Annotated in this window: 8 protein-coding genes; 1 reads left to right on the top strand and 7 read right to left on the bottom strand. The window is 62.9% G+C overall.

Going from position 1 to position 12,662, the window contains the following annotated elements:
- Nucleotides 1-20: 20 nt before the first annotated feature.
- The 7 genes from clpX to J4862_RS05780 form a co-directional block, all read right to left on the bottom strand.
- A complete protein-coding gene (gene clpX / locus J4862_RS05810; protein ID WP_211788186.1) occupies nucleotides 21-1,274 on the bottom strand; it encodes an ATP-dependent Clp protease ATP-binding subunit ClpX in 1,254 nt (417 codons plus the stop codon).
- Between the two features lie 2 nt (nucleotides 1,275-1,276).
- Nucleotides 1,277-1,945 carry an ATP-dependent Clp endopeptidase proteolytic subunit ClpP gene (gene clpP / locus J4862_RS05805; RefSeq protein WP_211788185.1) on the bottom strand — a complete coding sequence of 223 codons (669 nt, stop codon included), beginning with the start codon at nucleotides 1,943-1,945 and terminating at the stop codon, nucleotides 1,277-1,279.
- A gap of 507 nt (nucleotides 1,946-2,452) precedes the next feature.
- Nucleotides 2,453-3,853 carry an efflux transporter outer membrane subunit gene (locus tag J4862_RS05800; RefSeq protein ID WP_211788184.1) on the bottom strand — a complete coding sequence of 467 codons (1,401 nt, stop codon included), beginning with the start codon at nucleotides 3,851-3,853 and terminating at the stop codon, nucleotides 2,453-2,455.
- Nucleotides 3,840-6,989: an efflux RND transporter permease subunit gene (locus tag J4862_RS05795; RefSeq protein WP_211788183.1), complete on the bottom strand. Its 3,150-nt coding sequence runs from the start codon at nucleotides 6,987-6,989 to the stop codon at nucleotides 3,840-3,842. The genes J4862_RS05800 and J4862_RS05795 overlap by 14 nt, the downstream gene beginning before the upstream one ends.
- 21 nt (nucleotides 6,990-7,010) lie before the next feature.
- A complete protein-coding gene (locus tag J4862_RS05790; protein ID WP_211788182.1) occupies nucleotides 7,011-8,207 on the bottom strand; it encodes an efflux RND transporter periplasmic adaptor subunit in 1,197 nt (398 codons plus the stop codon).
- Nucleotides 8,208-8,970: 763 nt separating this feature from the next.
- Nucleotides 8,971-10,521 carry a D-alanyl-D-alanine carboxypeptidase/D-alanyl-D-alanine-endopeptidase gene (gene dacB, locus J4862_RS05785; protein WP_211788181.1) on the bottom strand — a complete coding sequence of 517 codons (1,551 nt, stop codon included), beginning with the start codon at nucleotides 10,519-10,521 and terminating at the stop codon, nucleotides 8,971-8,973.
- Between the two features lie 127 nt (nucleotides 10,522-10,648).
- Nucleotides 10,649-11,224 carry a 50S ribosomal protein L25/general stress protein Ctc gene (locus J4862_RS05780; RefSeq protein ID WP_211788180.1) on the bottom strand — a complete coding sequence of 192 codons (576 nt, stop codon included), beginning with the start codon at nucleotides 11,222-11,224 and terminating at the stop codon, nucleotides 10,649-10,651.
- Nucleotides 11,225-11,940: 716 nt separating this feature from the next.
- Here J4862_RS05780 and J4862_RS05775 point away from each other — a divergent pair.
- Entirely contained in the window at nucleotides 11,941-12,648 is a 708-nt protein-coding gene (locus J4862_RS05775; RefSeq protein WP_211788179.1) for an energy transducer TonB, read from the top strand.
- Nucleotides 12,649-12,662 lie beyond the last annotated feature (14 nt).

The raw sequence follows: 12,662 nt of genomic DNA, 5'->3' as shown, positions 1-12,662 counted from the left end.
GCCTCGGGGCTCGGGGCGGGCTAAGCCTGGATGACGCCCTGGCTCTCCGCCAGACGTGCCTCTACGTAGGCGCGGTCGATGGTGAACTCTGTGACCTGCTCGGAGGGCAGTCGGTACATAGCCTCCATCATCACCTGCTCCATGATGGCACGTAGACCGCGTGCGCCTAGCTTCTGCTCCATGGTCTTCTCCACGATCGCGTCTAGGGCGTCCTCGGTGTAGTGCAGGGCGATGCCGTCCATGGCGAGCATACGGGTGTACTGGCGCGTCAGGGCATTGCGGGGCTCGGTGAGGATCATGCGCAGGGTCTCGCGCGTCAGGGGATTGAGGTGCGTGATGATGGGCAGGCGGCCGATGATCTCGGGGATGAGGCCGTAGCTCTTCAGGTCACGGGCGTCGACGTAGCGCAGCAGTTCCTCCTCCTTGAGGTGGGCGTGCTGGGCGCCGGGGCTGTTGTAGCCGACGATGCGCGTGTTGAGGCGGTGGGCGATCTTGCGCTCGATGCCGTCGAAGGCCCCCGCGCAGATGAAGAGGATGTGCTGCGTGTTCACCTGGATCATGGGCTGATCGGGGTGCTTGCGCCCGCCCTGAGGGGGGACGTTGACGATGGAGCCCTCCAGGAGCTTGAGCAGACCCTGCTGGACGCCCTCGCCACTGACGTCACGTGTGATGGAGGGATTGTCCCCCTTGCGGGCGATCTTGTCGATCTCGTCGATGAAGACGATGCCGCGCTCGGCCGCCGCCACGTCGTAGTCGGCGACCTGCAAGAGGCGCGTCAGTAGGCTCTCGATGTCCTCACCGACGTAGCCGGCCTGCGTCAGTACGGTGGCGTCTACGATGGTGAAGGGTACCTGCAGGAGGCGGGCGATGGTCTTCGCTAGCAGCGTCTTGCCCGTACCCGTGGGGCCGAGTAGTAGGATGTTGCTCTTCTCGATCTCGACCTCATCGTGGGGCTCCTGGTGCTGCAAGAGACGCTTGTAGTGATTGTAGACAGCTACCGAGAGGTAGCGCTTGGCCTCGTCCTGTCCGACGACGTAGTGGTCGAGGTGCTCCTTGATGTCCTGGGGCTTGGGCAGGGCCTTGAGGTCGAGCTCGGGGGAGCCGAAGGGCTGAGCCTTGGTCTCCTTGAGGAGCTCGTTCTCCCTGAGCATGTTCATCGCCAGGGCTACGCAGTCAGGGCAGACCTTGCCGTCGACGCCCTCCAGGAGGAAGGGGACTTCGTCCTCGGGACGTCCGCAGAGGACGCAGTGTCCTTTGTTTGCCTTCTTAGCCATACTTACTTCTCCTCACGCTTGAGTACGCGGTCGATCATCCCGTAGTCCAGGGCCTCGGGAGCGGTGAGCCAGTAGTCGCGGTCGCTGTCGCGCTCGATGGTCTCGAAGCTCTGCCCTGAGTGCTCGGAGAGGATGGTATAGAGCTCCTTCTTGACCTTGAGGATCTCGCGTGCGGCGATCTCCATGTCGCTGGCCTGTCCCTGCATACCCCCCAGCGGCTGGTGGATCATGATGCGGGAGTGGGGCAGAGCGAAGCGCTTGCCCTTGGCGCCCGCCACCAGGAGGATGGAGGCCATGGAGGCGGCTACCCCCGTGCAGATGGTCGAGACGTCGCTGCCGATATACTGCATCGTGTCATAGATGCCGTAGCCAGCATATACACTACCCCCAGGAGAGTTGATATAGATAGAGATATCCTTACCGGGCTCACTGCTGTCGAGGAAGAGGAGCTGCGCCTGAATGACATTGGCAGCATAGTCGTCGATTTGGCTGCCTAGGAAGATGATGCGGTCCATCATCAGGCGGGAGAAGACGTCCATCTGTGCCACGTTCATCGGGCGCTCCTCTACGATCGTAGGGGAGATATAGCTGCTTTGTACCTGCATATAGTGCTCCAGGGCGAGGGAGTTCATCCCCAGGTGCCCCGTCGCATACTTTCTAAACTCGTTCATTATCTGTCTTAGGGTGATAGCTTCAGGAGGGTAGCTATCTGTCTGCCCTCCTATTAACAAAGGTAGAAATAATTCTCAGAATACACCACGGCTCGTCCAGGCGGCGCTCGCCCCTGCTTTTAGCCTCCATCCGAGGCCGTGCTCGGCTTGCTCCCAGCGGGCTCTCCGCCTGCCTCGCCTTGTCCCTCAGATCGGCGTCTCGAGTGGCTCGGGGTACACTCTCCTAAGGGCTCCCCGAGCTGAGGGATATCCCTGAGCGGCGCTGACTGCTATCCCTCAGCCTCCTGACGGACGTCTCTCAGTGGGCTGATGGATATCTCTCAGCTCGGGCGAGGCTTGGGCTGGAGCTTGCCGAGAGCATACCCTTCGTCCCGCGAGGGCTAAGGAAGGGGACGGAGCTCCCTAGCTAGCAATATAAAAAGACATCGCCCGCACGGCGCTCATCGTCGCTCTAGTAGAGCGGGCTGAGTGCCGTGCGGGCGATGCCGCGTATAGGGCTCGGGGAGGCTAAGGCTTCTCCGTGTCGGCGCCGCCTCCGAGGGCATTGTAGAGGTTCACCACGGCCTGCATGCGGGAGAAGCGGTCACGTACCTCCGTCAGCTGAGCCTGCAGGAGCGATTGCTGGGCGCTGATGACCTCGAGGTAGGAGCTGCTGCGGCCCGAGCGGAAGAGTTCCTCCGTGATGGCGACATTGGCCTTGAGGCTCTCGATCTGCTTGGCCTCCTCGGCGACACGCTCGGTGGAGGCCTCGTAGAGGGCTAGGGCATTGCTGACCTCAGCCCCTGCCGAGAGGAGGCTCTGCTGGAAGGCTAGGAGGGCCTTCTCCTGCTCCGCCTGGGCTACGCGAAGCCCCGCCACAAGCCGACCGCGGGCGAAGATGGGCTGCGCCAGCGCACCGACGGCAGAGCTGACCAGACGCATGGGGTTCGCCACCGCCTGCCCGAGGCTACCGACCCAGCCGAGGCTGCCGCTGATGCTGAGCGTGGGGTAGAGGGCTGAGCGGGCGGCATTCGTCTGATAGTAGCAGCTGGCCAGAGCCAGCTCCGCCACACGTACATCGGGGCGCTGACTGAGGAGCTGGACGGGCAGCCCGACGGAGAGCTGCTCGGGCAGCCTCTGTGCCTCCAGCGTGCTGCGCTCGTAGCTGCGGGGGGACTGGCCTAGGAGCAGCGCTAGGCTGTTCTCGGCTGCGATGCGCTGGCGCTTGATCTCGGGGAGGCTGGCCTGCACCTGATGGAGCGCCGCACGTGCCGACTGGACGGCGGACTCGAGGGCGCGGCCGTGCTCCTTCTGCGCCTGCATCACCTCGAGGGTGCGCTGGGCGAGCCCAGCAGCCTCCTGGCTGAGGGCGAGCTGACGGTCGAGCATCAGCAGCGTGTAGTAGCCATTGGCGACGCTGGCGATGAGGCGGCTCTGGACGAGGCGCTGGTACTCCTGGGCCCGCAGCAGCTGTGCCTGGCTGCTGCGTGAGGCATTGAGCAGCGCGCCGAAGAGGTCCACCTGCCAGCTTGCCTGTACGGGCAGCTCGTAGCTGTGCGTGGCGTCGGCACCTTCGCTCTTGCGGGTGCTGACGCTGGGGGCGAGGCTGAGGCTGGGGAAGAAGGAGAGGCGTGCGGCCTTTAGCTGCGCCTCGGCCTGACGCACCGAGAGGGCAGCCGTCTGTAGGTCGACATTCTGCCGCAGCGCCTCCTCTATGAGCTGCTGGAGCTGCGGGTCGGTGAAGAGCCCGCGCCAGGGCAGGCGCCCGAGGCTGGTGCTGCTATCCGCCGAGGCCAGCACCGCTTGGTCTGTGCGGTAGACCTCGGTAGTGATCCCCGTGGGGCGCTGGTAGCGGGAGTAGATGCCGCAGCTGGAGAGGGCGAGCGTGAGCCCTAGGCAGGGGAGGAGGCTATGGCTAAGCTTCTTCATGAGCGAGCGTATTGGGTTCCTTGGGCTCCAGAGGCTTGATGCGCTCCTGGAGGTACTGGAAGATGACAAAGAGCGTGGGGACGACGAAGATCTGCAGCACCATCCCGATGAGCATCCCACCCACGGTGGTAGCGCCGAGCGTAGAGTTGCCGTTGGCGCCGACGCCCGAGGCGAACATCAGCGGGAGCAGCCCGATGATCATCGCCAGCGAGGTCATGAGGATGGGTCGGAGACGCGCTACAGCACCCTGGATGGCAGCCTCGTAGATGCTGAGGCCACGCTGGCGGCGCTCGACGGCGAACTCTACGATGAGGATAGCGTTCTTCGCCAGCAGCCCAATGAGCATGATCAGAGCGATCTGCGTGTAGATATTATTGGTGTGGCCGAAGAGCTGCACGAAGAGGTAGGAGCCGAAGAGGCCGAAGGGGATGGACAGGATGACCGACAGCGGCAGCACGTAGCTCTCGTACTGAGCGCTCAGGATGAGGTAGACGAAGAGCAGACAGAGGCCGAAGATCAGCGTCGTCGTATCGGAGGACTCCTGCTCGGAGCGCGTCAGCCCCGTATAGTCGTAGCCGTAGCCTGCGGGCAGCGTCTGGGCTGAGACCTCAGAGATCGCCTTGAGGACGTCCCCCGTAGCGTAGCCTGGGGCGGGAGCAGCCATCACGTCGATCGAGGTGTAGAGGTTGAAGCGGCTGATGCTCGCAGGGCCGTAGACCTTCTCCGTCGTGATGAAGCTGGTGATGGGTGCCATCTCCCCGCTCCCCGTGCGTACGTAGATGCTGGATAGGGCATTGATATCGAGGCGCTCCTCAGGGGCAGTCTGCAGGAGGACACGGTAGAGCTTGCCGTAGCTATTAAAATTGGAGACGTACATCCCACCGAAGTAGCCCTGCAGCGTGGCGAGGATGGCCTGAGGCGTCGTGCCGCTACGCATCGCGGCCGCCACGTCCACATCGATGAGGTACTGCGGGTAGCTAGCATTGTACTGCGTCATGGCGTAGGCCACCTCGGGACGGGCGTTGAGCGCGCCGAGGAACTTCTGCGTCTCGCTGAAGAACTTGTCCAGCGAGCCGCCCGTACGGTCGAGCATCGTCAGTGATACGCCCGAGGACATCCCGTAGCCAGGGATCATCGGCGGGGTCATAGCTATCACGGTCGCGTCGGGGAGCGTAGCGCCGTAGGCCATCAGCGTGCGCGCTACGGCGGCCGCCGTAGCGCTGCGCTCGTCGAAGGGCTTCATGTTGATGAACATGGAGGCATAGTTCGACCCGCTCCCACCCATAAAGCTGAAGCCCGAGATCTGCATTACCTTCGAGACGCCCTCCTGGGCTTCGGCGACCTTGGCGACCTTAGCCAGTAGCGCCTCAGTCTTCTCGCGGCTCGTCCCCGCCGGCGTGGAGACGGCGACCATCACGGAGCCCGTGTCCTCGCTGGGGACGAGCTCACTGCTGGTCGTCATCATGAAGTAGCCCGTCGTGAGGATGCTCACCACGACGAGGACAGCCGCGCTGACCTTGTGCCCCGTGAAGAAGCGGACGAAGCGCTCATAGGGGCGCTGCACGTGTCGATCGTAGGCGGTGTTGAAGGCCAGATGGAAGCGCTTGACGAAGTTGAGCTTCTTCCCCTCGTGGTCGGTGTGGGCTCGCAGCAGGAGCGCGCACAGGGCGGGGCTCAGCGTCAGGGCGTTCACCGCCGAGATCACAATAGCGATGGCCATCGTGATCCCGAACTCGCGGAAGAAGGCCCCACTGATGCCCGAGATGAAGGACACGGGTACGAAGACCGCCGCCATCACCAGCGTGATGGAGATGATGGCCCCTGAGATCTCGTGCATGGCATCGATGCTAGCCTGCCGCGCCGACTGGTAGCCCTCGTCGAGCTTGGCATGCACGGCCTCCACGACTACGATGGCGTCATCCACTACAATAGCGATGGCGAGCACCAGCGCCGAGAGCGTGAGGAGGTTGAGCGAGAAGCCGAAGAGGTTCAGCACAAAGAAGGTACCCACCAGCGACACTGGTACGGCGATAGCGGGGATCAGCGTGGAGCGCAGGTCCTGCAGGAAGAGGTAGACCACGATGAAGACCAGGAGGAAGGCCTCCAGCAGCGTCTGGATGACGTGCTCGATCGAGGCCTGGAGGAAGTCCGTGACGTCCACGACGTACTGGATCTCCATACCGGGAGGGAAGTCCTTCTCTAGCTCCTTGAGCTGTGCCTTGATATCGCGGACGATGTCGTTGGCATTGGAGCCCGCGATCTGAGTGACCATCCCCGAGACGGCGGGATGGCCGTTGAGCTTGGAGTTGGAGCCGTAGCTGAGGGAGCCAAGCTCTACCTTGGCCACGTCCTTGAGGCGGATGATACCGCCGGCCTCGTCGGAGCGTAGGATGACGTTCTCGTACTCGCTCAGCTCCTTGAGACGCCCCTTGTAGCGCAGCGTGTACTCGTAGGTGCGGTCGCCTGACTCGCCGAGGCTCCCGGGCGCAGCCTCGAAGTTCTGCGCTGAGAGTATCGCCGAGACGTCCGAGGGGATAAGGCCGTAGGCGCGCATCTTATCGGGGTCGAGCCACAGACGCATGGCGTAGGTGGACTGGCTGAAGGTATTGGCTGAGCCCACACCCTGCACGCGCTTCATCGAGGGGATGATGTTGATGTCGGCGTAGTTGGCCAGGAACTCCGCGTCGTAGCGTCCATCCGTGCTGCTCAGGGAGTAGACGAGAAGCATGCTGGACTGGCGCTTCTGCGTCGTCACCCCGACGCGCACGACGTCGGCAGGCAGGAGGGCCTGCGCCTGCTGCACGCGGTTCTGCACGTTGACGGCCGCCATATCGGGGTCTGTACCCTCGCGGAAGTAGACGGTGATCTGCGCGCCCCCTGAGTTGGTCGCCGTAGAGGTCATGTAGGTCATGCCCTCTACGCCATTGATCTGCTCCTCGAGGGGGGCGATCACTGAGTTCAGTACGGTCTGGGCATCGGCCCCTGCGTAGGCGGTCGACACCTGGACGGTGGGCGGAGCGATGTTGGGGTACTGCTCGATCGGCAGCTGCAGCAGGCCGATGACCCCGAGGATCACGATGAAGATCGAGATCACCGTGGAGAGGACGGGCCGCTGGATGAATCTAGTGAGGTTCATAGTCTAGTCGCTATCGTACCCTTATTTACGCTGGGCGCCGCCGCCCATCATCTGCTTCTGGATCGCCTCCTGGCGTGCCGCGTATTCGGCTTCGCTCAGGGCCTTGATCTCCATACCTTCACGTAGTGTCGTCGTCCCTGCCGTGACGATGCGATCGCCGACCTTGAGCCCCGAGGTCACGGTATAGCTCTGCCCGTCGTCGTAGGGGCTGACCGTGATCTCGGTGAACTTCACCTTGCCGTCCGAGCCCAGTGTGTAGACGAACTTCTTGTGCAGCATCTCCACCGTCGCCGACTGGGGGACGAGGATCGCCGCCGTCGTGCGGGCGGGTAGATGTACCGTGCCGACGCCCCCGCTACGCAGCTGGCCTGAGGCGTTGGGGAAGTCTACGCGCAGCGTCACCGAGCCCGTCGTGCGGTCGATGACGCCGCTGACGCCCTTCACCGTACCCTCCTCGGGGTAGCTGCTGCCGTCGGCTAGCGTAAGGCGTACCTTGGGGAAGAGCGTCGTGAGGTCGCCCGAGACCTGGCCCCCCGTATAGGAGCGCAGCTCGCGCTCCGAGAGGGAGAAGTAGACGAAGGCCTGCTTGGTATTGGACACCTGGGTCAGTGCCTGGGCGCTCTGCGGGCTGACGAGGTTCCCGACACGGTAGTTGATCGAGCCGACGACACCCGCCACGGGGCTGGAGACGGTGCAGAAGGAGAGGTTCTCGCGTGCGGCCGTGAGGTTGGCCTTCGCTACGGCCACGCCAGCGGTGGCACTCCTCAGGGCGTTGGCGACCTCCTCGTAGGCACTCGTGCTGATGATGTTCTTGGCGAGCAGCTCCTTGCTGTTGCGCTCGTTGAGCTGAGCGGTGGAGAGGGTAGCCTCGGCACTGGAGAGGCTGGCGGCAGCCTGATTGACGGCCGCGCGATAGGTGACGTCGTCGAGCTGGAAGAGGGCTTGCCCGGGGCGGACGGCCTGCCCCTCGCTGACGAGGACCTTGGTGATGAAGCCAGAGACCTTGGGGCGGATCTCGGCGTCATCCTCCCCACGGATGACGGCAGGGTAGCTGTTGTCTACGGAGAAGTCACTGCTGGCGAGGGTGCGGACGGGTAGCTCGGGCGCGCCTTGGGCGCCTTGCTGGGCTTGCTCTCCCGAGCCGCCGCAGGCGCTGAGCCCCAGCAGCCCCACTAGGGCGAGGCTGAGCGAGGTGATGACGATACGTCTGTGGGTCATATACTCTATATCTATTAAGGATGTGTCTTGGTGCCGCTACCCGAGGCGATAGCATGCAAAAGGATAAAACTTGGATGCCTGAGCGGGGCGAAGGTTTAATCTGCTGCGAAGAAAAGTGCCGAGGCGGCCTAGGCTGCGCTCGGCACTGCTTTTTGCGCCCATCCGAGGCGACGCTTGGCCTGCTCCCAGCAGGTCCTCCGCCTGCTGACCTTCGTCTGGTGGCGAGGCGGCTCAAGAGGCTTGCGAAGCGCCGTCCTAAGCCTCGCCTCGTTGATGGATATCCCTGTGCTCTGCTGACTGATATCCCTCAAGCGGCTGACAGACGTCCCTCAGGGCGCTGATGGATATCTCTCAGCACGGCTCGGCCTCGATGGGACAAGCGTGCTCGAGGGCTAAGGGATGCGGGCTGAGCCCTAGGGGCAAAGCGCAAAACAGCTAGGCAAAGCGCCCCGCGGAAGGGGGCTTGCTTTCTTTGTATATAAATCTTAACTTTGTCGTAGGAAAAGACTCAAAGAGCCACGTTGTCGATAGGGAAACTCAACGTACAACATTGAAAACCGAGTCAACCTACCTACCAATGGCGAGCTACAATGGGCCGCGGCTCATTCTCCCCTCGGGGAGAGCGGTAGATTACAAAGGTAGGCAGGAGCTCAAATCCTGTTCATAGGAGTTTTCGCTCAATCCACTCGTGGCTCCCCCATAGCTCAGGCCCCTCACCCCGATCACGGAGTGAGGGGCCTGATTGCTTTGGGGACGTGGTGCTCTAGCGCTTGCCCTTGCCCTTACGGGAGGCTTTGCTGGCGGCGGCCTTCGTGGGCTTAGCCTTCGCTGCCTTGCCCTTAGTAGCCTTGGCCGAGCTGCTGCGGGACTTCTTCGCCCCTGCCTTGGCGCTGGTGGCGTGCCTGTCCGCCTTGTGCTTCGTGGCCGCTGGGGCAGGGGGATAGAAGAGCTCGTTGGCCGTCTGGATGAAGCCCTGGCGCGCGGCCTCAGCCCCTATGCCGTTGGCGATGTAGACGATGCTGTACCAGCGTCCCTCATGCTCGAGGTAGCCCGCATAGCCGCGTACGCCGCGCAGCGAGCCGCTCTTGACCTGGGCCGTGATCTCGGGGCGGAGGGTGAGACTACGTACCGAGCCCTCGTAGCCCGCACGTGGGAGGCTGTAGAGGAAGGGCTCGCGCAGCGTGCTGTCCTGCCATACGCAGCGCAGGATCTGCTCTAGAGCCTGCGGCTGGAGGCGTCCCGAGCGGCTGAGGCCCGAGCCGTCACGTAGATCTAGCGAGCGTCTGTCGAGCTTGAGCCGATCCGTCCAGTAGCGCAGCACGCCCTTGGGTAGGCCCTCGGGACGCTCCTCGGGGCGGTTGAGGTGGTAGGCTAGGGCCTCGGCGTAGACATTGGCGCTGCGGAAGTTGGTGATGCGTACCAGCGTGTCGGCCGGCAGTGACTCGTAGACGCCGAGGGTATCGCCTGCCGTCTGGCGGTCGTAGTCGAGGCGAGGTGCTTCGCCGAAGCTGATGCCGCGCTGCTGCAGGCCTTCGCTGAGCCATAGAGCGGCGTAGTGTGCGGGGCTCGAGAGCGGCATACGCTGGTAGCGACGCATGAGGCCTGGGCGTATCTGCCCCGAGAGGTAGACGCTGTCCCCCGCGGGGCTGATCTGTGAGCTGACGCTGGTGCGGCTGCTCAGCTCGAGCCCTGAGCTGCTCGGTAGGGAGACGGAGGCAAGGTCGTAGTCCGCTGCGGCGCCCTCGCTGTCGCTGGAGAGGTAGAGGTCGGCATAGTTGTCGCCGATGTTGCAGCCCGAGACGGGGGCTCCGTAGTAGCTGTCTAGATCCTCCTCCAGCCAGTGTACGCCGTAGGCGGGCTCGGGGAGGTTCCGCAGCTGGAGCTGTATGCCGCCCGTGAAGTGGCGTATGCCGCGCTGGCGGAGCAGCTCGCCGAGCTGCTGCAGCAGACGCGTGCGCTCGGGGACGTAGTGCGAGCCGAGGGAGGGGTCGCCCGAGGCCTGTACGATGAGTCGCCCCTGGAAGGTCTCGCCCTGCTGCACGCCATCCAGCAGTAGCGGCATACGGAAGCGGTAGTCTGCACCCCGTAGGGCGAGGAAGGCTGCCGTCGTGGGGATCTTGGTCAGAGAGGCAGGGCAGAAGTCCTGCCTCGAGCGCCAGTCCACGAGCAGGGAGTCCGTCTCGAGGTCGCGCACCAGGACGCAGACGGCGCCGCCTCGCTGCTCGAGCTGCTTGGCGGTGCGCAGTCCCTCATGCCGCACGTGGGCAGCCAGGGGCAGAGCGCAGAGGAGTAGGAGGGTGAGGAGGGGGCGCATGATGATCGGTGATGATAGGCCGTGCGGCTGAGCTGCGCGCGGGCTGAAGGTAGAGAGGCTGCCCCATCGGTATGGAGCAGCCTCTCGTAGTATAGCACTTGCGTCCGTGGGACGCGCGTGGGAGAGCTTACTTGCCGCTCTTGGCCATAGCACCACGTGCAGCACGGGTGAGCTTGACGGCACAGACGACAGCGTTCTTAGCGTTGATGATCTCGAGGCCATCGAAGCTGAGGGCACCGACCTGGATGGTCTTACCCAGACCAAGCTCGGTGACGTCGATGAAGAGCTGCTCGGGGATCTCCGTGTAGGGTGCGCGTACCTTGAGCTTACGCATCTCGAGGCTGAGCTTACCCCCTGCCTTCACACCTTCGGCGTGGCCGGTGAGGACGACGGGTACTTCCATGACGATAGCCTTACCTTCCTCTACCTGGAGGAAGTCGAGGTGCAGGATCGCGTCGGAGACGGGGTGGAACTGAAGGTCCTTGAGGATGGCCTTGACCGTCTTGCCGCCTATGGTGAGGTCGATAACGAAGATGTCGGGCGAGTAGACGAGGTTGCGGACAGCCTCCTGGCTAACCGTGAAGTGAACCACGTCGTTGCCTCCGTAGAGGACTGCAGGGATCTGGTCACCTGCGCGCAGGCCCTTGGAGGCCTTCTTGCCGAGCTCGGTGCGGAGCTCACCGCTGAGTGCGAATGTCTTCATTCTGTTCTTAATAATGTGTTACTCAAAATTAGTGTCTTCTAATTTCCCATCACACGAGTCTGAGACCAGCGCTCTGGGCTCAGGCTGCTCGTCTCCGAGACAATCGTAAAACGCCGCAAAGGTACGATAAATTACGGACTTATCCCAGCACGAGCTCGGGCGCGACCTGCGCGCCGAGCCTTGGGAGCTCGCTCCCACCTAGCTGGGGACGCCTGTGAGGGGTATCCCTCAGCCTCCTGATGGATGTCCCTCATGGCGCCGAGGGATATCCCTCAGCGCGCTGACGGATATCCCTCGGGCGCGCTACCTCCTAGGAGAAGGTGCTGCTGCCTGCCTGAGGGGCTGGGTGTGCGGCCTATGCCTCGCCTCGGGCCCCGAGCTCCTTGCGGTACTCTGAGGGAGGTGAGCGCTCTGTGGAAGCTGTGATACTAGAGCTCGCGCGTGTACGTTATATACAAGGATAGGCTAGGGGCGGCACAGAAGGCCCGCCCCCGAGCAGCCGAAGACCCCGCCGATCGTCCAGCTCCCACGAGGGTCTAGCCCAGGCTAGGCACCCTGTGGTCGAGGGCGCTCCCTCGCGCTGGGTGCAGCAGCTGTCTGTGCCTGTGTGTGGAACAAAAATATATTCGTATATTTGCCCTCAGAAAAGTAACTAAGTCGTCTCCCACCCTTTGCGGGAGCGTACGTATGTATCACAACTATAAAGTGTAGCAGTAATGGAAATCAAGAAGTCCCCCAAGGCAGACCTCGAGCGTGGCAAAGGCCTGTCGCTCCTGCTCGGACTACTGGTAGCTCTCTCTGTAGTGTTCGTCAGCTTGGAGTGGCGCAGTTCCGTCGCACAGGCTACGAATACCTCTTCGGGGCTTGACCTCAAGGATATCGATGAGGTGATGAACATCCAGGACGAGCAGAAGCCCGACGAACCCGAACCAGAGCCCCAGCAGGCACAGCAGACCGAGGTCCAGCTGCCTGAGGAGTTCAAGGTCGTGGATAACAACAAGGAGGTCATCAAGCCATCCTTCGTCTCCGCAGACCAGGATAAGCCCCTTCCTCCTCCCAATATCCCCCTCGGGACTAAGAACGTCAACACCGATGAAGAGGTAGACCAGACCGTCTTCGAGATCGTAGAGGAGCAGCCTGAGTTCCCCGGTGGGATGGAAGCCTTCATGAAGTACCTGGCCAAGAATATCCAGTACCCCGAGCGCGCCGTGGACAACGGTATCCAGGGTAAGGTCATGGTTCGCTTCGTCGTAGAGCGTGATGGCTCCGCCTCTCAGGTTGAGACCATCAAGGGCGTAGACCCCGAGCTCGATAGGGAGGCAGTCCGTGTGGTCAAGGCTATGCCTAAGTGGAAGCCTGGTCGCCAGCAGGGTAAGGCCGTACGTACGCGCTTCATCGTGCCCGTAGTCTTCCGCCTGCAGTAATACCACAGTAGCGC

The sequence above is a fragment of the Porphyromonas sp. oral taxon 275 genome, assembly GCF_018127745.1.
Lineage (GTDB): Bacteria > Bacteroidota > Bacteroidia > Bacteroidales > Porphyromonadaceae > Porphyromonas.
This window is presented reverse-complemented; position numbering and strand designations above follow the sequence as displayed.

Excerpts from the sequence above, each read along its gene's own strand:
- J4862_RS05775 (WP_211788179.1), top strand. The coding sequence starts at position 11,941 with ATGGAAATCAAGAAGTCCCCCAAGGCAGACCTCGAGCGTGGCAAAGGC.
- clpP (WP_211788185.1), bottom strand. The coding sequence starts at position 1,945 with ATGAACGAGTTTAGAAAGTATGCGACGGGGCACCTGGGGATGAACTCC.
- J4862_RS05780 (WP_211788180.1), bottom strand. The coding sequence starts at position 11,224 with ATGAAGACATTCGCACTCAGCGGTGAGCTCCGCACCGAGCTCGGCAAG.
- J4862_RS05800 (WP_211788184.1), bottom strand. The coding sequence starts at position 3,853 with ATGAAGAAGCTTAGCCATAGCCTCCTCCCCTGCCTAGGGCTCACGCTC.
- J4862_RS05790 (WP_211788182.1), bottom strand. The coding sequence starts at position 8,207 with ATGACCCACAGACGTATCGTCATCACCTCGCTCAGCCTCGCCCTAGTG.
- clpX (WP_211788186.1), bottom strand. The coding sequence starts at position 1,274 with ATGGCTAAGAAGGCAAACAAAGGACACTGCGTCCTCTGCGGACGTCCC.
- dacB (WP_211788181.1), bottom strand. The coding sequence starts at position 10,521 with ATGCGCCCCCTCCTCACCCTCCTACTCCTCTGCGCTCTGCCCCTGGCT.
- J4862_RS05795 (WP_211788183.1), bottom strand. The coding sequence starts at position 6,989 with ATGAACCTCACTAGATTCATCCAGCGGCCCGTCCTCTCCACGGTGATC.